The organism is Fibrobacter sp. UWH9, assembly GCF_900129715.1.
GTDB lineage: Bacteria > Fibrobacterota > Fibrobacteria > Fibrobacterales > Fibrobacteraceae > Fibrobacter.
In genome coordinates this window covers 41,212-62,234 of record NZ_FQWP01000016.1, presented here as the reverse complement: position 1 = coordinate 62,234, position 21,023 = coordinate 41,212, and the positions used below count along the sequence as shown (strand labels likewise).

The following is a 21,023-nucleotide window of genomic DNA, read 5'->3' as shown; positions in this document are numbered from 1 at the left end:
ATAAATATAAATTATTGAAAGTTTTAAGGACGGTTTTATGGATTTAGGAATGAACTTAGGCACGAGTCAGCGACTGGAGCAGACCCTTTCGCCCCAGTTGTTGCAGTCCATCAATATCCTTCAGAAAACGTCCCTGGAACTGGAAACCGCCATCAAGGATGAGCTGGAAAGCAATCCCCTTCTGGAACTGGATGATTCCATGCCTGACGAGGAACGTGAAGTTCGCGATGAAGAACTCTCGGAATCCGGGGCGGAACGTTCTGGCGAATCCTCTGCTGACAATGACGCCTATGGCGATGCCGACGATCGTGAAAGCGGCTCTCTGGATGATAGCGCCCTGGTGGATCGCGGACTTTTGGATGGTTCCGATGGCGATGTGAATTACGAACAGCTTTTTTCTGACGGAACCGGTTCCGATGACGCACCCTTCAAGGACTTGAATGCGGGTAATGCTGAAGCCGATGACGAATGGGACCGCCCCATCAAGGATAACGGCAAGAGCCTTCAGGAACAACTTCGCGACCAGCTGATGCTTTGGTCTGGAACTCGCGACCAGCTGGAAGAACTGGCAAAAAATAACTGTTCTGAAAAGCGATTCCGTTCACTGGTTGAATACCTGATCGATTCCGTGAACGAAGATGGTTTCTTGCAGGTGGGCGAACAGGAAAACGCCCCCATCAATATTTCTGACGATGAATTTATCAATGAAATTGAAACCATGATTCGTGGCGAGAAGAAGCTGGAAGAATGTTCCCTTCCGGTGCAAGAGGCCTTGCATGTGCTGCAGGGTTTCAATCCCCGTGGAATCGGTGCCCGCGACCAGCGTGAGTGTTTCTTGATTCAGGCTTACGGCATTCCCAACTTTTCTCCCCTGGCCATCAAGATTCTTGAAAACTGCTATGAAGACCTTCTGGAACTTCGCTACGCCAAGATTGGAAAGGCCCTTGGCGAACCGACGGAATCTGTGCAGAAGGCTATTGCCAGCTTTGCAAGGCTGAATCCCCATCCGGGATTCTCTCTGTCTAACGCACGCATCCAGACGGTATCCGCCGATCTTAAAATTATTGAAAAACGCGGAAAGTTCTCTGCGGAAGCGGTCCGTTCCCCCATGCAGAAACGCCTTCGCATCAATCAGACCTACAAGGCCATTATCGACGACAAGAATGCCTCCAAGTCTGACCGTGACTATGTGAAGACCCACCTGAACAAGGCCATGGAATTCATGAAGGCGGTAGATAACCGCTACTCTACCATGGAACTGGTCATGCAGGCGATCCTTAAACGTCAGAAGGAGTTCTTCTCTAAGGGCCCTGCCTTTTTGAAGCCCATGGTGCTGCAGGATATTGCAGACGACGTAAAGCGCGATGTGAGTACCGTGAATCGAGTGACTAACGGAAAGTTTGTGGATACCCCTTACGGTGTTTATGAACTGAAGCGTTTCTTTACTTCGGGTATCAAGCAGAAGCCCTCTGCAGGGAGTGCCGAATCCAGTTCCGGAGCAGAAGAGGAAATTCTCGGTTCTGCCCAGGTTCTTGACGCCATGAAGAAGATGATCGATGAGGAAGACAAGCGAAAGCCTCTTTCTGACCAGGCTATCTCCGACAAACTTGCGGAAATGGGAATGAAGGTGGCTCGCCGTACCGTTGCGAAGTACCGTGAAAATTCCCTGAAGATTCTTACGGCAAGTCAGCGCAAGATCTTAAAGTAAATTCAATGGGCCTGCACCCCCATTATTCCAAGTTGGAGCATTTCTTTTATACAAAAATGACGGCTCCTATTGGTTTTCTGAAGTAAAAAGATGTATATACCTAAACGTGAGGCGCTTCGCCTCGCAGATATTCACTTTTTTCTACGGAGGTTTTTACTATGGATATTCAGTTTTCTGCTCGCCACTTTAACGCATCTGCAGGTCTCCAGGATCGTATTCAGGAAGAAATGGACAAGTTAGCTCGCTTCTACCCGAATATCACAAGCGCCTCCGTCGTCCTTGATCACGAAGTTGAAAATCGCCGTCATTGCGAAATCACCGTGAACATTGTTGGCTCCCAGGTTGTAGCCTCTGCCGACGAAGAAAATATGGGCAAGGCCGTGGATGTAACCCTCGAACGTGTCAAGGTCCAGCTGAAGAAGGCGAACGACAAGCAGAATGACCATCGTGCTCAGCCTATGTCTGACGTCGTCTAATTACAGCCGCGCTAAAATTGTATAATTTTAGTCTATGGCTGAATCAAGACTGAAAGATATCAAGATCCTGCATCGGGAACGCTTCCTGGTGCGGGACTTTTTTTGTCGGTACGGCAAGGACCTGCAGATGGCCTGCCACACTGCCGAAAGTTTTATGGACGCTCCCATTGCGGAAAGTGGTATTCACAGACCCGGCCTCGCCATGGCAGGCTACACGGCGGTTTATAGTTCCCAGCAGATTCAGGTCGTTGGACATACTGAATGGAACTATCTGGAATCAATCGGTTCTGAAGGTCGTGCCAAGGTTTTTGAAGGCCTGAAGGATTTCAAGGCTCCCATGTGGGTGGTGACGCATGCCCAGATGCCTCATCCGGAACTGAAGGCCATGTGTGAACGCCTGGGAATACCTCTGTTCTCTACGACGCTCCATACCTACGAATTCATCAAGCTGTCTCAGCGTATTCTTGAAGAATTTTTTGCACCTCACGCCGTGATTCACGGAAGCCTTGTGGACGTGTACGGTATCGGTATGCTGTTCGTGGGGGACAGTAACGTAGGTAAGTCTGAATGCGTGCTGGACCTGGTAGAAAGCGGTCACCGCATGGTTGCCGATGACGTAGTCCATATCAGTCATGTGGGCCGTTCCATTATCGGCCGACCGGATCCCCTGATCAAGCATCATATGGAAATCCGCGGTGTTGGCATTCTGGATATCAAGTCTATGTTCGGTATTCACGCTATCCGTAAGACCAAGAAGATCGAAACCATCGTGGAATTGCAGCAGTGGCGCCAGGAAGGCGGTTATGACCGTACTGGCCTCAACGAGCAGCAGGAAACCATCATGGGCGTGAACATCCCGAAGATCGTCATTCCGGTGGCGCCTGGCAAGAACCTGACGGTGATTTCCGAAGTCATTGCCATGAACACCTTGATGAAGATGAACGGGCACAATGTGGCGGAAGACTTTAACGAAGCCCTCATGCAAAAGATCAAGGCCAAGGCCAAGGGCGAATACGTTGAGGATTTGCTAGATTTTGACCCGGAGAACTGGTCATACTATGAATAGATTCGTGAGGCTTGTCAGGGAAAACATCATTCCCTCCATCGTGTTCGTGATACTGGTGCTGGCATGTGCTGGCGCCTGGTATTACTATCACCCGTCTAGCCCCTACCATGCCCGTTACTCTTTCGTGGTGCGTTACGATGCTATCGGTACGCTGTCGCCGGGGAACCCGGTGAAGGTTCGCGGTATCGGTGCCGGCGAGATTACCAAGGTGGAGTTGACCGAGGATGCTGTGTTTGTGACGGCGCGGGTCTATGCAACCACCAAGATTCCTGTCAATTCCGAGTTCAGGTTGATTAACTCTGGCTTGATGGGCGAACGTGAAATGTGCGTTCTAACCGGGGATGATTCCCGCCTGATCCATGATGGTGATACCTTGAAGGGGCACTATGATGAGGGTACGTCGGGTGTGGGCCTCAAACTGGTGGGAATGCTGGATGACGTCGCTGAAATCAAGGACGCCCTGCGCATGTTCGTGGATTCCGTTTTTCAGGGTGACATCGGCAAGAGGACCGAAAGGGTTATCAAGAAGGGCAAGAACGTAATCAGTGTGGCCGAGAAGGACGTCAAGGCCTGGAAGTCCGATGCGGAAGCCATCTTCGACAAGCTGGATGAAGACTTGAACAAGGTGAAGGAGGCGCTTGACGGCGTTGTGGTGCAGGGTGGCTCCAAGGTAGGCCAGGTGGAGGAACTGCTGGGCCGAGTAGACGCCTTGCTTCTTAAGTTGAAGGACATGAAGGACCAGAGCGCTAACCTTTTGATAAAATTGTCCAAGGATGACAACACGGCTGGTCTGATTTTAGATCAGGATGGCGCATTCGGCAAGAGCATAGAAAAGCTGACAGTTGACATAGATGCCCTGCTTTCCGATATAAAAAAGAACGGTGTCAAGCTTAATGTGGACATTTTCTAATTTTTTTTAGTAGAAACAAACTATTTTGTAAAAAAAAAAGTTATTTATCACTCTATTGATAGAGTAATTCACAACCAAGGAGTTTACCATGGCTGAAAAGAAACCTGTAAAAATGAGCGACGCTGATCTCAAGTTCTTTGAAGATATGCTGATTGAAAAACGCCGCGAAATCGTGACCGCACAGAGCGAGTCCGAAAAGGCGGAGACTTTCAAGAGCCAGGTCCAGGCTGGTGACGGTGGCGAATCCAATAGTGCAGACCTTGCTACCGACTACAACGCTCTCGAAACAAACTTCGAATTGGCTGCCCGCGAAGGCAAGTACCTGGTGTACCTGGAAGAAGCCCTGAAGCGTATTAAGAAGGGTACGTTCGGCATCTGTAAGGTTTGTGGCCAGCTGATTCCCAAGGCCCGTCTGATGGCTGTTCCTACTGCTACCAAGTGCGTAAACTGTAAGGAAGAGACCAAGAAGAAGGAAAAGGAAGATAGCCGTCTTGAAATGGCTCGCCTGTTGGCTGAAGAACAGCGCCGCGAGATGATGAAGCGCAATGCCAGCAAGTAATTGCCTTTAGTGCGGTCTTTCTCTAGAGATTGAAAAAAGCCCCGTAGGTCCGGTAGGACTTGCGGGGCTTTTGCTGTACCTATGGAGGTTGTCTGCGGCTTGTGGGGCGGCTAGCCGATGTCTTCGAAGAAGGCGTCGGCCAGGGCGGCACGGAAAGCGTGGATGCGGTCTGCGTTGGCTTCGCGATGGGGATAGGTGAAGTTGCTGAGGAGGACCACGGCAGCACCCTTGTGGGGGTCGGCGACGATGCTTGCTCCTGTAAAGCCCGTCTTTCCGAAGGTGCGTGGAGAGCATTTCGTTCCCATGAACTTGGGAGAGCACAGTTCCCAGCCTAGGGCGGTACAGGCGTTGACAGGACCTGCGCTTGTGTGGTGGCCTTCTGCGTCGAAGGCGTTGGTGCTGACCAGTTCCAGCAGGCCTGCCGGGGCGATCCGCTCGCCGCTGACGGGGTCGGTGCCGTCGTTAAGAACCATCTGGACGAACTTCAGCAGGTCCGGTACGCAGCTGAACATGCCGGCGCTCCCTACAGGGAAGAGCTGTCGCAATACCCAGGCGCTTTCATCGTGGATTTCTCCCTGGATTTCGCGGTTCCTGAATGCGCAGATTTCTGTAGGGGCGATTTCTTCCTTGGGAATTCTGTTGAAGTCCCTTGTAAGCGGATCCCAGCCACTGCGGTTCATTTTTAACGGATCAAAAAAGGTTAGACGTCCCTGTTGCTGTAAATCCATACCTGTAAGGCGGCTCAGGATAATGCCCAGAAGGACGCTTGCCGGATTGCCGTAGTTGAAGTCTGCGCCCGGTGGAGCCTGGAACTGGTAATTGTAGAGGGCTTCCAGGATTTTTTCGGCCGGAAGTTCCCGCAAGGTTTTCATGGGGACCCTGTAATCCAGGCTGTGGGTCAAGAGGTGGAATATCCGGATTTCTTCACGATAGTTTGTTCTTAATTCCGGAATATAGTCGATGACCTTGGTCTCGGGGGATAGCCGCCCTTCGAGAATGTGGCAAAGCGCTAGCGTTGAAGTGGGGCATACCTTGGTCAGGCTTGCAATGTCGAAAACGGTGTCTTCCGGAGTGCCCAAGTGAAGGATTTTTCTTGTCCCGTCTGGGAGGATGAACCCGGCGACGGCCTTGTTGAATATGCTCTGGGCCTTTGCTTCGTCTAAAAGGTTGCTCAACTTGTTTTCATTAAAATTCATAGCCCAAAAATATAATTCATAAATCTTATATTTTGCTTGTATGGATGTTTGAGGTTAAGGAAGACTGTAGAAGGAGCCGATATGGAAGGGCGAGGGAAAAAAATCCTGGTTGTAGACGACGATCATCTATCCATGAAGATGACTGAACAGATCCTGAAAGGATTTTCCTTTGAGGTCTTGACAGCCAATTCAGGGGAATCTTGCCTCGATGTATTGCGTCGGTCTCAGGTGGACCTTGTTCTCCTTGATGTTGAAATGCCGGGACTGAATGGCCTGGATACGTTGAGGCTTATTAGGGCCGAAGAAAAGATTAGAAGTACAAAGGTCGTTTTTCTTACGGGTACCATCGATGGTGAACGAAAGAGGATTGTACAGTCGTTGGGTGCCCTGGATTTTATACAGAAGCCCATTTTGCCTGTTAGCCTGGTAGAACAGATTTCCAAGGTTTTCCGCGAAACTTCTAGGCAGTGCATTCTTGTGGTTGATGATGACAACATGAACCTTCGTTTTGCTCAGCGTATGCTGGGGAGCTATTACGATGTGTCTTGCGTGTCTTCGGGTAAGGCTGCCCTTGAGTATCTGAAGACTTCTACTCCTGCCCTGGCCCTGCTGGATTTGCATATGCCGGAAATGAACGGTTTCCAGTTGCTGGAGCAGATCCGTTTGCTGCCGGACGGTGACAAACTTCCGGTTGTCTTTTTGACTGCGGACAACGATCGTGAAACCGAAATTCAGGTGTTCAAGGCTGGCGCCCTGGACTACATCCAGAAACCTTTCGTGGCGGACGTGCTGTTGCACCGACTGAACCGAATTCTCGATTTGAAGCGCTTGCAGGATTCCCTTCAGGAAGAAGTGGAAAAGCGTACTGCGGAATTGAGCGATAGTCGTCGCAAGGTGGCCAACTTGTCATTGCAGGTGGTTACGACTCTTGCCAGTACCATTGACGCCAAGGATAAGTATACCAATGGTCATTCAAGACGCGTGGCCAAGTATTCCCGTGAACTTGGGAGACGTATGGGCAAAACTCCTTCTGAACTGGAAGAGATTTACTTTATTGCCATGCTTCATGATATCGGCAAGATCGGCATCCCCGATGCCATTATCAACAAGACCAGTCGGTTGACTGATTCTGAGTATGGAGTCATCAAGGCCCATCCTTCCATTGGTGCGGAAATCCTGAAGAATATTTCTGAAATGCCCAATATGGAAATTGGCGCCCACTGGCATCATGAACGTTATGATGGCACGGGGTATCCCGACGGATTGAAGGATGATGCTATTCCTGAAATTGCAAGAATCATTGCTGTCGCAGATGCCTATGATGCCATGACTTCCCGTCGTAGCTATCGTAGTGCGCTTCCTCAGGCGGTGGTCCGTGCTGAAATCGAGAGGGGACGCGGCCTACAATTCGATCCGCAGATTGCAGACTTGATGCTGGAAATGATTTGGGAAGACGCTGATTACGAAATGCGCGATGAGGGTTTTTATGGAGAATTCTAAGTCTCGGTTGCAACAGTTCAGGCAGATTTTTTTCGATGAAAAAATCGAGATTCAGACTCGTCTTCTGAATCTGATCCTCTGGGCTGTTCTGGTGGGTGGCTTTGTCATTTCGATGTTCGTGCTTTTTTTCGAAAGGGATAAGTACGGGCTTATTATTCTTGCTCTTCTTGCGGTTGTTTGCGTTGGACTTGTGCTGTCGGTAAAGAAGCATCCTCAGCTTGCGGGTGTTGTGGTGACTGGTGGCGCAAACGTTATTTTCTTTCCGTTGATTTATCAGAATTTGGGTGGTCTTGAGAGCGGTACGATTCTGTGGTTCGTGCTGGGACTTATTTTTGCCTTCCTTACGTTGCGTGGTGCGCTCAGCTATATCGTGTATGTGGTGGGGCTGGTGTCGCTCAGTGCCTGTATCTTTTACTTTGACGTACATCCTGGTCTGCTTGCAGAAATGCCTGCCGATTTTAGAATCAGGAATATGGTCATCTCGCTGGCCATTGTGTCTGCAATTTTCGGAACCATCTTTAAGTACCAGGATTACGCCTACAGAAAGCAGAACCGTTTGCTACTAGACCAGGAAAAGAAACTTCGCGAAACCATGGAAGACTTGAAGGTGGCGAGCCGCGCCAAGTCTGAATTCCTGGCGAACATGAGTCACGAAATTCGCACTCCTATCAACGGTATTCTGGGCATGAACACCATGCTGTTGAAGGAATGTAATGATGATAATTTAAAGGAGTATGCGCTGAACATTCAGAGTGCAAGCCATACTCTGCTTTCGATTATCAACTCTATCCTTGATATTTCAAAGATTGAATCCGGAAAAATGGAAATTCTGCTGAACAACTATGAGTTGTTCTCGGTTTTGAATGACTGCTATAACATGGTTGTGACGAAGGCCGAAGACAAGAACTTGAACTTCCGTCTGGATGTGGATGAAAATCTCCCGGTCGGACTTTTGGGTGATGAAGTTAGAATTCGTCAGATTATAAACAACCTGCTTTCTAACGCAGTGAAATACACCGAACAGGGATTTGTAAAGCTTACGGTTGGTTTTGAACCGTTGGATTGTGATACCTTGGAAGTTGGTTCCAAGATCCTGTTGAAAATCGCGGTAAGCGATTCGGGTAAGGGAATCAAGTGTGAAGACCAGAGCAAACTCTTCCAGATGTTCCAGCGCATTGACGAAATGAAGAATCGCAATGTGGAAGGTACCGGGCTCGGTTTGAATCTTTCTCGCAAGCTTGTTGATATGATGGATGGCGAAATTCACGTCATCAGTGAGTATGGCTCGGGCTCCACGTTCTTTGTCAGCATTCCTCAGGTTGTAAAGAATCCTGATAAGATGGGTAACTTCTCCGAGAAGTATCGTTCTCTGGCATCAAAGCAGGAACTGCCCAAGGTTCATCTGGAAGCGGCCGGCAAGCGCATTCTTGTGGTTGATGATGTCAAGATGAACCTGAAGGTTGTGGAGGGCTTGCTTAAGGATACTGGCATGCAGGTGGATGCCGTCTTGAGTGGTCGTCAGGCCCTGGAGATGGTCCAAAAGAATAATTACGACATGATTTTCCTGGATCACATGATGCCGGAAATGGATGGCGTGGAAACCATGCGTCTGATGCGGAGTCTTCCGGGAAATAAGAATGAAAAAGTCCCGGTAGTGATGCTTACCGCCAATGCGATTATCGGTGCCAGGGAATATTACCTTAAGGAAGGGTTTAGCGACTATCTGTCAAAGCCCGTTCGTGAGCAGGAACTGCTATTCCTGATTAGGAAATACCTGAATCATTCTGATGGAAACGAAAAAAGAGTAGATGGTGATTCCTCTGCTGAAAGCTCCAGCGCTTCCGACTTAAAGGAAAAGAAGTCTACTTACGAAAAGATTTGTACTCTTCGCGAACTTGATGCCCAGTCCGGCCTTGAACTGTGTATGAACGACGAAAGTTTCTACATCGAAATGCTGCAGGAATATCTTGCCGGAAACAAGAGCGAAGAACTGGAAAAGTTTTTCGTTGCGGCAGACTGGAAGAATTACAGGATTGTTGTGCACGCCCTGAAGAGCACTTCTCTTACCATCGGTGCAAAGAAATTGTCGGAAGAGGCCAAGGCTCTGGAAATGGCTTGCTCTTCTGGAGATGTTGCCTTCGTGAAATGTAATCACGGCTCGATGATGAAGAACTATCAGGTGGTGATAAAGAAGATCAATGAGGCTCTTGGTTTATGACATCTAGAAACGGTGCAAGAGAAGGGCGTTATGTTGCATACTACATCATTGTGATGATGTTGTTTTTGGGCTGCGTCGCCCTATGTGCAATGTTCGTTTCGAAAAATTTTTTGAGACAGAATGAGCGGGATGCCGTTCTTCTTGCTGATTTCAAGCACCGTCAGAATGCCGAGGCCTTGAATGACTTTCTGTATAGGGCAAGTTTTGCGCTAGAGTCGGCCGCGATGATTGTTGATCATCTGATTGCCTCCGGCGAACCTGTCGAAAAAATCCAGGAATTTATGGCCCTGGAAATGAAAAGGGCTTCTAAGCAGACGGATTCCCTATCAGGCAATGTGTTTGGAGTTGTGAATGGAGAGTTTGTTCACGATGGAGACTGGCTTCCTGGCGATGAGTATATGCCGTTGCGTAGACCCTGGTATAAGGATGCTGTGCGTACTCATGGTCGTGTTGTCGTTGGAAAACCGTTTACCAGCACTAATTCCGCAAAGCCTGTAATCTCCTTTAGTAAGAGCTTGTTGGACGAAAAAAATGTGGTCGCATTTACTTTGCCCTTGGCGAGCTTGTCCCGTTTCATCGCCTCCAGAAAAGAAAAGGTTGGCGATATCTGGATGGTTATGGATAGGGATGGCCTTGTTATAGCCAGTTCCGGTGAAATTCGCCAGGGCTTTGATTGTCTTTCTTCTGAAGCATGGGGAATGGATGAAGAAAAGCTTGCTCGTGAAATTTTGCTGGCCGGTGAAAAGCCCTTTGAATTTGTGTACCATAAAGACAAATATATGGTTTTCTCCATGGCTGTCCAAAATGGCTGGAACATGGTCTCCCTTGTTAAAAAGAGCCAGGTCTTTGGCCATTCCCGTGTAATTCTGGTGCAGGTGCTGGTTGTCTTTGGTTCGATCTTTATTGTAATCGTAGTGCTTTGTACAATCACCTTGATCAATCGAATCCGTGTTGTCAGATCGGTACGTAGAAAGTCTGACTTCCTGGATTCCGTAGCCAAGGAACTTAGGACGCCTCTGAACGGAATTCTGGGGATGACTCGAATTCTCCTTCGTGATGCCCGTGATGAAAGTGTTCATGACTATGTTAAAAACGTGCAGGTCGCCTCTATAGGACTTTTGTCTGTCGTTCATGAAGTTCAGGAAATCGCGAAAATAGAAAGTGGCGAATTTGTATTGAATCCTGTGCAGTATGAATTGTATTCGGTGCTGAAGGATTGCTTTGATACGGTTTCGCCAAGGGCTACCGCCAAAAATTTGCACTTCTCCCTGGAATGTGATCCTGATATTCCGTCTAGCCTGTGGGGTGATGAAGACCGAATCCGTCAGATTATTGTGAACCTTCTGACCAATGCCATCTTGTATACGGAATTAGGTGAAGTTCGTCTGATTATCAGTTATGATGTGATTCCCAATCAGGGTGAACAACGTCTGGATGAATGCATCAATCTGAAAATTACGGTAAAGGATTCGGGCGTGGGAATCCGCGACGAAAATACGGATTCCATTCTCGGATTGTTCCAGATGACGAATGAACCGAAACCTGCCGGAACTCGATTTAGTCTTAGCCTGACAAAAAAACTGATTTCCATGTGTGGTGGCGAAATTATCGTGAAGAGCCGTTTTGGTGAGGGCGCTACATATATGGTTTCGATTCCGCAGCTCGTGTTGAATGTTGAACCTATGGGCGATTTTGCGACTCGCTATAAGAACGGTTCTGAAAAGGAATCGCTGGGCTCAGAAATGTTGTTTGCTCCTGCTGCCCGCATATTGGCGGTCGACGATGCAGAATTGAATCTGAAGGTGATTCGTGGTTTGCTGAAGGAAACCCGCGTTCAAATCGATACGGCATTAAATGGGTCTCAGTGTCTGGATATGGTCCAGGTAAGACATTATGATCTGATTTTGCTTGACAATATGATGCCTATGATGGACGGCCGAGAAACCTTTGAAAGGATGAAGCGCCTCTCTGTCAACTTGTGCAAGGACACTCCTGTGGTCATTATGATTGCAGGCCCTGTTCCTGTAGATAAGGAATCCTATTTGAGTGTGGGCATTGCCGATTATATTCCTAAGCCGCTTATGGAAGAAGATTTGCTTCGTGCCTTGAAGTGGTATTTGCCCAAGCATTTGGTTCTTACCCGAGAAGACTTGAATATGTCTCCCTATGAAGAGATGTCCGCTAAGAACCTGGAAGAAGAAACGTCGGCTCTACTGGCTACTTATGACAAAGTGAACGGATTCTATCAGGTGGCTTCTAGCGAATCTGAAAAGAAGAAAAAGCGTGAACTTGTTGGCGACCTGGAATTGGATATGGTTACTCCTCAAAGTCCCAATGAGCGCCTGTCTGTTTTTGAAGATGTCCTGGATGTTAAACTTGGACTGGAAAACTGCATTAATGACGAGGAATTCTTTAGGGAAATGCTTTCTGAATTCCTGCTGGATGACAAGCGGAAGGAATTGGAACGTGCATACGATTCTGGTGAATGGATGAATTATCAGATTCTGGTTCATGCCCTTAGAGGTACTGCCCGCACAATTGGTGCCGAGGAATTGTCACGAGATGCCAAGTCGATCGAGATGGCTTGCAAGGAAGGTAAGATTGACTATGTGCGTAAGAGGCATGTTGAACTGATTGCTTCATATGCCAATGTTCTTCGAAAGATTCGTGAAGGATTGAACGCAAAATGAGAATGGTAGGCTTTGTATTTGGAAGTATCCTGATGATCATTGCCATCGGCATTTTGATGATGCAGGATAAGAAAGTTGAGACCAATGTGACTCTCCATCGTACGAAGGTGGCCGTAATCATGAACGGCCCGCGAAATGATCACAGCTGGAGCGAATCTCATTATGAGGCCATGGAGAAAGTTGCTGACAGGCTTAATCTGGAAGTGCTCTATTATGAGAATGTGTCCGAGGATTCCCTGACGGAACGCATTATGGAATCTGCCATAAAAAAAGGAGCTCGTATTGTTGTGGCCAATTCCTTCGGGTTTGGAAAAACTGTAGTGCGGATGGCCGAGAAATATCCTGAAGTCAAATTTATACATGCGTCAGGTATCGATTATAAATCTAACGTATCTACTTTCTTTGGACGAATTTACCAGATGCGTTATTTGTCGGGAATCGTGGCAGGTCTTACTACGAAGACGAACGAAATTGGTTATGTGGCTGCATTTGATATTTCTGAAGTGAATCGTGGAATAAACGCCTTTGCGCTGGGAGTCGCCAAAGTGAACCCCGAAGCGAAGGTTTTTGTGGGTTGGAGCCATTCCTGGGAAGACTCTGCCTTGGCTGCGGATGCGACTAATGACTTGATTAATAAGCATAATATAGACGTGTTGACGGTCCATGTGGATGCCCTGAGCCCTTACGATATTGCAGAACATCGGAATATTCGGATGATTGGGTATAACCTGGATAATGGAAACCGTTTCCCGAGAACGTTTATGACAGCCCCGGTATGGCGCTGGGAGAATTATTACTCTCCCAAGATCATGGCTATCTTGCAGGACAAGTTTGTTGGCGATCATGCCTGGCTTGGTGTTGATAGCGATATTATTGGCCTGGCTCCAATGACGGCTCTTGTTCCGGATTCCGCAAGGAAAATCGTTGACGTAGAATTCGAACGTTTGAAATCTGGCGCCTACGATGTCTTTTATGGCCCCATTGAAGATAACCATGGAGATGTTCGCGTAAATGATGGTGAAAGCATGACCGATGTGGATATGCTTGAACATTTTGACTGGTATGTGAAAGGGGTGGTGAATGAATAAATTGTTATGGACAATTCCCCTTGTCTGCATCATCCTGACAACGGTCATTATTTCGTCGATTTTGTCTTTTGGTAGCGAAAAGGAGACTCCTGAATCAGTGATAGGAGTCATTATGCCCGGCCGCGTGAATGAATTGGGCTGGAACGGCATTCATTACAAGGGTATTGCGGAAGCCGCCGAAAATTTGGGCGTAAAAGTTTTGCTGGTTGAAAATGCTCGTGAGAACTCGGGACTTTGTGCAGCTGCAATTGATAGCCTTGTTGAGGCTGGCGCAAAGATGGTTATTCTTGGCAGCTACAATTATCCGCAGGAAGTCCTGTCAACTATACGTAAATATCCCAAGGTGATGTTCTTCTCTTACCTGTCCATGTCGGATGAAGAAAATTACAAGGTTTATTTTGCGAGAGTTTATCAGGCCAGGTTCCTTTCCGGAATTGTTGCCGGCCTGTCTACGAAGAACAACAAGATTGGCTATGTGGCAGCCATGAATAATAATGAAGTGAATCGTGGAATAAATGCCTTTGCGCTGGGCGTTGCCAAGGTAAATCCCGAAGCAAAGATTTTTGTTTCGTGGACAGGTGCCTGGGATGATGAGGATATTGAAAAGGATAATGTGAATCGTCTGGTGAATGGTGCAGGCGTTGACCTGGTGGCATATCATCAAAATCAGGATTGGGTTCTGAAGGAAGCCGAAGTGATGGGCGTGATGTCCATCGGTTATAATTTGGACTCTTCTTCCTATTCGCCTAATGTGCTGACATCTGTCTCGACGAATTGGGAAATTGTCTACAAGTCCATCATCCAGGATTACTTTCAGAAAAAGCAAAGTCTGTCTAATTATTGGATTGGCATAGAAACTGATGCAGTAGGGTTGTCTTTTTATTCTTCTCTCGTAAGTGATTCTGTCAAGAACGTCTTGAACGAGACTGTTCTCCAGATGAAAAGTGGGATGGATGTTTTTTCCGGTCCGATTTATGACAATAAGAAGAAAAGGCGTTGTGCCAAGGATGAAATTGTCAGCGATCAAATTTTACGTGATAGTATGGATTGGTTTGTGAAGGGGGTGGTCATTTATGAAGACTAGTATTCGATTGAGGATGATCCTTTGGATGGTGGCGTTTGCCTCTGTCCTGTGTCTTGTGGCCGGTTTGCTGCGTTTTAGACTGGATAGCCTTTTTTATGGATATGTTTCAAGCCAGGTATCAAAGCAGGCTGCCATCATGGCTGAACTCGTGGATGAACGGGTGAGCGTCCAGCTTGAATTCCTGTCGGGAATTTCTAGGGAAATGGAAAAGGATAGTTCAAGAATGTCCGTAATCCTGGAAAGCTACCGAAAGGAAAATGGGATTTCCTATGGAGTGTTGAATCTAAAGGGAAAGCTTATTGTGGGTGATACGTCAGTAACGGTTTCGCCTGCCGATTTTTCAAGCATCGCCCAGTCATTTCGAGGGAATGAGGCTGTCAGCTATAGCGAGGGCAAGGGCTTCCTTTTTAGCGTTCCCATATACCATGGTAGAAACGTTCGTTATGTCCTTTATAAAATCTATAGCGAGTCTGAAGTTCTTCGCTATTTCGACAATCGCTGTTATGATGGGGAATGCTATTCTTCGATTCGTAATGCCGATGATCAGGTGATTGTGGGTTCGGCCAATAACCCGCTTTCTGAAAATCCGATTTGGCAGAACGGAAACTTTGATCCCATTCGCGTTCAGCTGAAAAAACTTCTGAATGTTTCTATTGCCGCAGCCGTACGCGAAGATGTGGGCGGAAAGGGTTACTTCTTCTTTATGGCGGACTTGAAGCAACCTGGTCTTTCTCTTGTTGGCATGGTTCCCGAATCGGTTGCCGCAAAGGGTGTTGAAGATATTACCCTCCTGATTTTCTGGGTTTTCGGAATTTTGCTGCTCTTGTTCCTTATCGGCTTTGGCTTCATATTTGTGTCGGAACGTAAGGCGGAAGAAAATGTGACCTTGAGAGAAGCGAAGGTCCTGGCAGAAAAGGCAAGCCTGGCCAAGAGTCAGTTCCTGGCTAACATGAGCCATGAAATTCGTACTCCGATTAACGGAATTCTGGGTATGGATACAATGTTGCTGAAGGAATGCAAGGATCCGACCTTGAAGGAATATGCCCTAAATATTCAGAGTGCGGGCCATACGCTGCTTTCGATTATTAACGACATCCTGGATATTTCCAAAATTGAATCGGGCCGCATGGAAATCGTTCCTGTTGAATATGACTTGTTCTCTGTGCTCAATGAATGCCGTAACATGGTGTCTATGCGCGCCAACGAAAAGTCGTTGGATCTTCGTGTAGAAGTGGATAAGTCCATGCCATCGGGCTTGATGGGTGATGAAGTCCGTGTGCGTCAGATTATCAATAACCTGTTGTCGAATGCGGTCAAGTATACTCCCAGTGGAAGCGTAATCTTGAGAGTGTCTTACGAACGGAACAATATGGGTTCGCAGTTGGGTTCTCCGGATCTCCGTACCATCAATTTGGTGATTGCCGTTCAGGATACTGGTATTGGAATTCGCAATGAGGATGTCGACAAGTTGTTTGCGACGTTCCAGCGCCTAGAAGAAAAGCGTAACCGCAATATCGAAGGAACGGGCCTTGGCTTGAATCTGACTAAGCGTCTTGTTGACTTGATGGGTGGCGACATCCAGGTGGAAAGTGAATATGGAAAGGGTTCTACGTTTATCGTGGCGATTCCGCAGATTGTGAAGCGTAGCGAACCTATTGGTGATTTTAATGAACGTTGCAACAAGGCAGTGACGGTTGATATTTCCCGTAACCGCTTTAGGGCTCCTCACGCCAATATCCTGGTGGTTGATGACGTTCCCATGAATCTTCGTGTGATGAGTGGCCTCTTGAAGGATACGCAGGTGCAGATCGATACTGCACTCAACGGAATGGAAGCTCTGGAAAAAATCAAGCGTAAACATTACGATGTCATATTCCTTGACCATATGATGCCTGTAATGGATGGTATGGAAACGGTTTCGCTGATGCATACCCTTTCTGGACATCCGAACGAGAGTACGCCTGTAATCATGCTGACCGCCAATGCCGATAAGCATGCCCGCGATCTGTATTTGCAGGCGGGATTCTCTGATTATCTGTCAAAGCCGATTCGCGAAGCGGATTTGCTGGGTGTCTTGCTGGACTATCTGCCGTCTGACCTTCTCGTGATGGTTGACCAGCCTAAGCCTGTTGCGGAACCCAAGTCGTTGGATGACCTGTATCAGACTCCTGTAGTTTCTGTGCCTCTTGCAAATAAGGAAAAAACTCAGCCGGAAGAAAAGTCTCCAAGATATGGAAAGGCTTTGAATATTTCCAAGGATCTGGTGGATCTTTCTGCAACGGGTTTTGTGGATGTAGAAATCGGTCTAGGCTATTGCATGAATGATGAAACGTTCTATCGCGAAATGCTGACCGAATTTGTGAAGACCAATAAGGAATCTGAATTGAATGCGTCCTTGAAGGATGGCGATTTCGAATCCTATAGAATTTGCGTTCACTCCCTGAAGAGTACTTCCTTGACTATTGGCGCAGTGGAATTTTCGAGCCGTGCCAAGGCCATGGAATTTGCCTGCAAGGATGGGCATTTTGACTATGTGCAGATGCATCATGACGCGCTGATGGCCGAATATCGTAACTTCTTGAAAGTCCTTACGGATTTTGCCAAGGATCATCGGGCATGATGAGGTAATAAAATGACTGAAGAACAGATTGATGTGTTGAATCCGGATGGAACTTTCGCTGGCTATTCCCGTGGCCGTACTGAAGTACACGAGAAGGGCCTTTGGCACAGAACGGTGCATATCTGGGCTTTTGACAAGAGCGGCCGTATTCTGTTTCAGCTGCGCGCCGCTGTAAAGGAAAACAATCCGGGGCTTCTGGATACCAGTTGCGCAGGCCATATTTCTGCGGGCGATAGTAGCCGTAATGCCGCTGTCCGTGAATTGCGGGAAGAGTTGGGCGTTACGAAAACCGCCGAAGAACTGGAGTACCTTTTCGAGTCTGGACATGAGAGCGTGCTGAACGGTGGCTCCTATCTGGACAATGAATATTACGACACCTACAAGATTGTCCTGTCTGATGAAGAGGCCGCTAGCCTTGTTCCCCAGCCTGGCGAAGTGGACGATTTTGTATGGATGACCCGCGAAGAATTTTTTGCGAAGCATAAGCTGAATCCCGAAAAGTTCGTAGACCATCCCAAGGATTATGCCTGGCTGGAAAGCAACTTGGTGTTCTAACATACTGAAGGAACGATTATATGGCAATGTTTAAGGATGTAGCTCTGGTTCTTGAAGGTGGCGGCATGCGTGGCGCCTATTCTGGCGGCGTGTTGGATATTCTGTTGGATCACGGGATTAAGTTTGGCGGTTATGCAGGAACCTCTGCCGGCGCCACCCATATCTGCAGTTTTCTGTCGGAACAGCGCGAACGCAATATGCGCATCGATACGGTCCATTCCAAGGATCCGCGGTATAGCGGTTTCAAGTATCTGTTGAAGGGCGAAGACTTTTTCCCGAGAGAGTTCTGCTACGTTACCATTCCCCGCGAGATTGACATCTTTGACTATGCCAAGTTCGAAGAGAATGCCCATATTTCCGATTTTTATTCTGTCTGCACGAACCTGGAAACGGGCGAAGGCGAATACCTTCTGACCCAGGATGTGGACAAGGGCGACGGTCTTGAATGTGTTCGCGCTTCGGCATCCTTGCCGCTGGTCAGTAAGATTGTGGAACTCCGCGGTAAAAAACTTCTGGATGGCGGCATTGCCGACAGCATCCCCTTCCAGTTCATGGATAGCAAGGGTTTCAAGAAGCAGGTGGTCATCTTGACTCAACAGGAAGGTTATGTCAAGAAGCCCAATTCCATGATCCCGCTGTTCAAGCTGATGTACCGCAAGTATCCGAAGTTCGTTGCCGCGGCTGCTACTCGCCATATCCGCTACAACCAGGCGCTGGCCACCTTAAAGCAGTGGGAAGGTGAAGGCAAGTCCTTTGTGTTCCGCCCCAGCGAACCGTTCCAGATCAGCCGTATCGAAAAGGATACCGAAAAGCTGAAGGAACTTTACAAGATGGGCCTGCGGGATGGCGAGCGCTTGATTCCCGCTCTCAAGAAGTTCCTGGAAGGTTAGCGTTTATATTCCGCTAAAATCATCCCAGTTATAATGGCGACCGCCCCTGCGATTGCCACGGGAGAAATGTATTCCCCGATGGTAATGACCGCCGTGATCATGGTAATGAGGGGAATGGCGAAAATGTAGTTGCTGGCGAGAACCGTCCCCAGTTTCATCATCACCTTGTTCCATATCAGGTAGCCGAACAGGTTGCTGAAAATGCAGAGACATAAAAAGTTTCCGATGACCACGGGTTCCCGGAACGCCTCCCATGGGATGTTGTGAGTTTGCCCGAATAGGGTTGAACCCGGGATTCCTATGCAGTCAAGAATCATCAGCGGCAGGGACGTAAGTACCCCGTAAAAGAAAATCTTTCGAATGGCGAAACTGGTGCTGTACTTTTCGCGGGTCTTCTGGGTGCTGAAGGCGTAGAATACCCAGGACACGGCGGCACCGAATGCCAACAGGTCGCCGACAGGTGAAAGCTTCAGGATGAATTTCCCGTTTAGAACCACCAGCGCGGCACCCAGGAAGGTGACGATACTTCCAAAAATCTGGCGCCGGTTCAGACGCTCCGCCTTGTAGAGCAGGCCGCCAACAATCATGATCATCAGGGGGTTGGTACACACGATCAGCGACACGTTGCTGCTTGGTGAAAGCGACAGTGCGGTGTTTTCTGCCCAGAAGTAAGTGGTGCAGCCGGTAAAACCTCCCAATAAAAATTTGAGCTCATCTTTCCAGCAGTCAGAAAAGAACTTCTTGTGGTTGGCGATCAAAAGCATCAGGTAGGTTGTCGCAAATCGTATAAAGAAAATCTGGATGGGGGAAAAGCCGTGCTCGATCAGAACCTTGGTGCTGACGAAGCTGGTGCCCCAGAAAATCATGGTGACAATTGCGAGTAGGTGCCAAATCATGACTTCAAAGATAGAAATTCTGTTTTTGGTTTGATAAGCATACGGGAAACGCAAATTTTAAAGAGAATGTTAAATGTTATAGTTTTTATTTATTGCCGCTTATAATTAAAACCTTATAGCAGGGGGAAGATCTTGCAGGATTGTTTTATATGGCGGGTGTTTATATTGTGTTGGCTATAGGAACTAGCTATATTTGGAGCATCAATCTGCGGTTTAACCCCGCGTGCATCAGATTGCACGGCAGGTGGCCGAAGCGATTAGTGCATTTAACATAAAGAGGAAAATATGGCAAATCTCGAAACATTGTGTGTTCAGGCCGGTTGGACCCCCAAGAAGGGCGAACCCCGCGTGCTCCCCATCTACCAGAGCACCACTTTCAAGTACGACACTTCCGCCCAGATGGCTGACTTGTTCGACCTGAAGGAATCCGGCTACTTCTACACCCGTCTCCAGAACCCCACCAACGACGCTGTTGCCTCCAAGATCGCTCAGCTGGAAGGTGGCGTAGGTGCCATGCTCACCTCTTCCGGTCAGGCTGCAAACTTCTACGCCGTGTTCAACATCTGCGAAGCCGGTGACCACTTCATTTCTACTTCCGCAATCTACGGCGGTACCAGCAACCTCTTCAGCGTTACCATGAAGAAGCTGGGCATCGAATGCACCTTCATCGACCAGGACGCTTCCGACGAAGAAATCGAGAAGGCTTTCCGCCCCAACACCAAGTGCGTCTTCGGTGAAACTGTGGCTAACCCCGCCGGCAAGATTCTTGACCTGCAGCGCTTCGCCAACTTGGCTCACAAGCACGGCGTGCCTCTGATCATCGACAACACTTTCCCCACCCCGATTCTCTGCCGCCCCTTCGAATTCGGCGCAGACATCGTGACCCACTCTACCACCAAGTACATGGACGGTCATGCCATGGCTGTGGGTGGTGTTGTGGTTGACAGCGGTAACTTCGACTGGGAAGCCCAGCACGACAAGTTCAAGGGCCTCACCGAACCGGATCCGTCTTACCACGGCCTGACTTACACCAAGTCCTTCGGCAAGCTCTGCTACATCACCAAGGCTACCGTGCAGCTCATGCGCGACCTGGGTTCCATCCAGTCTCCCCAGAATGCTTTCCTCCTGAATGTGGGCCTGGAAACTCTGTTCCTCCGTATGCCCCGTCACTGCGAAAACGCTCTGGCCTGCGCCAAGTACCTGAAGAACCATCCGAAGGTCGCTTGGGTGGATTACGCCGGCCTCGAAGACAATGCTTCCTACGCCCTGGCCCAGAAGCAGTTCAAGGGCGGCCTGCCCTGCGGCGTGCTCACCTTCGGTATCAAGGGTGGCCGCGACAAGTCCATCCAGTTCATGGATGCCCTGAAGCTGATCTGCATCGTGACCCATGTGGCCGACGCCCGTAGCTGCGTGCTGCATCCCGCAAGCCATACCCACCGTCAGCTTTCCGACGAACAGCTCATCGAAGCAGGCGTTGCTCCTGACCTGATCCGTTTCAGCGTGGGTATCGAAAACGTGAACGATATCATCGCCGACTTGGAACAGGCTCTGGCACAGGTCTAGTTTA

General features: G+C 48.4%; 16 protein-coding genes. 14 read left to right on the top strand and 2 right to left on the bottom strand.

Going from position 1 to position 21,023, the window contains the following annotated elements:
* Positions 1–37: 37 nt before the first annotated feature.
* From rpoN to BUB94_RS12245, 5 genes are all read left to right on the top strand, one after another.
* Entirely contained in the window at positions 38–1,708 is a 1,671-nt protein-coding gene (rpoN, locus tag BUB94_RS12265) for an RNA polymerase factor sigma-54 (RefSeq protein ID WP_073237477.1), read from the top strand.
* A gap of 158 nt (positions 1,709–1,866) precedes the next feature.
* A complete protein-coding gene (gene hpf / locus BUB94_RS12260; RefSeq protein WP_073161189.1) occupies positions 1,867–2,184 on the top strand; it encodes a ribosome hibernation-promoting factor, HPF/YfiA family in 318 nt (105 codons plus the stop codon).
* A 34-nt stretch (positions 2,185–2,218) separates the two neighbouring features.
* The gene (hprK, locus tag BUB94_RS12255; protein WP_073161188.1) at positions 2,219–3,250 is read left to right on the top strand and encodes an HPr(Ser) kinase/phosphatase; all 1,032 of its coding nucleotides are present in this window, start codon (positions 2,219–2,221) and stop codon (positions 3,248–3,250) included.
* On the top strand, positions 3,243–4,160 hold the full coding sequence (locus BUB94_RS12250; RefSeq protein ID WP_073161187.1) for an MlaD family protein: 918 nt from the start codon (positions 3,243–3,245) through the stop codon (positions 4,158–4,160). Before hprK ends, BUB94_RS12250 begins: the two co-directional genes overlap by 8 nt.
* A gap of 88 nt (positions 4,161–4,248) precedes the next feature.
* Positions 4,249–4,719, top strand: a complete 471-nt coding sequence (locus BUB94_RS12245; RefSeq protein ID WP_073161186.1) for a TraR/DksA family transcriptional regulator — start codon at positions 4,249–4,251, stop codon at positions 4,717–4,719.
* Positions 4,720–4,829: 110 nt separating this feature from the next.
* Here BUB94_RS12245 and BUB94_RS12240 read toward each other — a convergent pair whose 3' ends face one another.
* Complete coding sequence (locus BUB94_RS12240; RefSeq protein ID WP_073237475.1) at positions 4,830–5,915, bottom strand: serine hydrolase domain-containing protein; 1,086 nt, start codon at positions 5,913–5,915, stop codon at positions 4,830–4,832.
* A gap of 48 nt (positions 5,916–5,963) precedes the next feature.
* Here BUB94_RS12240 and BUB94_RS12230 point away from each other — a divergent pair, with 48 nt between their 5' ends.
* Genes BUB94_RS12230 through BUB94_RS12195 form a run of 8 tightly spaced genes read left to right on the top strand, consistent with a single transcriptional unit; the run spans position 5,964 to position 18,560 of the window.
* Positions 5,964–7,415, top strand: coding sequence for a response regulator (locus tag BUB94_RS12230; RefSeq protein WP_139260218.1), 1,452 nt, complete (start codon positions 5,964–5,966; stop codon positions 7,413–7,415).
* A complete protein-coding gene (locus BUB94_RS12225) occupies positions 7,402–9,633 on the top strand; it encodes a response regulator (protein WP_073237473.1) in 2,232 nt (743 codons plus the stop codon). Before BUB94_RS12230 ends, BUB94_RS12225 begins: the two co-directional genes overlap by 14 nt.
* The gene (locus BUB94_RS12220) at positions 9,630–12,323 is read left to right on the top strand and encodes a response regulator (RefSeq protein WP_073237471.1); all 2,694 of its coding nucleotides are present in this window, start codon (positions 9,630–9,632) and stop codon (positions 12,321–12,323) included. The genes BUB94_RS12225 and BUB94_RS12220 overlap by 4 nt, the downstream gene beginning before the upstream one ends.
* The gene (locus BUB94_RS12215; RefSeq protein ID WP_083538268.1) at positions 12,320–13,411 is read left to right on the top strand and encodes a BMP family ABC transporter substrate-binding protein; all 1,092 of its coding nucleotides are present in this window, start codon (positions 12,320–12,322) and stop codon (positions 13,409–13,411) included. The genes BUB94_RS12220 and BUB94_RS12215 overlap by 4 nt, the downstream gene beginning before the upstream one ends.
* Positions 13,404–14,495, top strand: a complete 1,092-nt coding sequence (locus tag BUB94_RS12210; protein ID WP_073286990.1) for a BMP family ABC transporter substrate-binding protein — start codon at positions 13,404–13,406, stop codon at positions 14,493–14,495. Before BUB94_RS12215 ends, BUB94_RS12210 begins: the two co-directional genes overlap by 8 nt.
* The gene (locus BUB94_RS12205; RefSeq protein WP_083538267.1) at positions 14,485–17,115 is read left to right on the top strand and encodes an ATP-binding protein; all 2,631 of its coding nucleotides are present in this window, start codon (positions 14,485–14,487) and stop codon (positions 17,113–17,115) included. Before BUB94_RS12210 ends, BUB94_RS12205 begins: the two co-directional genes overlap by 11 nt.
* A 12-nt stretch (positions 17,116–17,127) precedes the next feature.
* Positions 17,128–17,670 (top strand): NUDIX hydrolase, encoded by a 543-nt coding sequence (locus BUB94_RS12200; protein ID WP_073237463.1) that lies wholly within the window; start codon positions 17,128–17,130, stop codon positions 17,668–17,670.
* Between the two features lie 20 nt (positions 17,671–17,690).
* Positions 17,691–18,560, top strand: a complete 870-nt coding sequence (locus tag BUB94_RS12195) for a patatin-like phospholipase family protein (RefSeq protein ID WP_249269400.1) — start codon at positions 17,691–17,693, stop codon at positions 18,558–18,560.
* Here the strand turns inward: BUB94_RS12195 and BUB94_RS12190 are convergent.
* Entirely contained in the window at positions 18,557–19,456 is a 900-nt protein-coding gene (locus tag BUB94_RS12190; RefSeq protein WP_083538273.1) for a DMT family transporter, read from the bottom strand. The two genes, BUB94_RS12195 and BUB94_RS12190, sit on opposite strands and share 4 nt — an antisense overlap.
* Before the next feature lie 285 nt (positions 19,457–19,741).
* Here BUB94_RS12190 and BUB94_RS12185 point away from each other — a divergent pair, with 285 nt between their 5' ends.
* Positions 19,742–21,019, top strand: a complete 1,278-nt coding sequence (locus tag BUB94_RS12185) for an O-acetylhomoserine aminocarboxypropyltransferase/cysteine synthase family protein (RefSeq protein ID WP_073161178.1) — start codon at positions 19,742–19,744, stop codon at positions 21,017–21,019.
* Positions 21,020–21,023 lie beyond the last annotated feature (4 nt).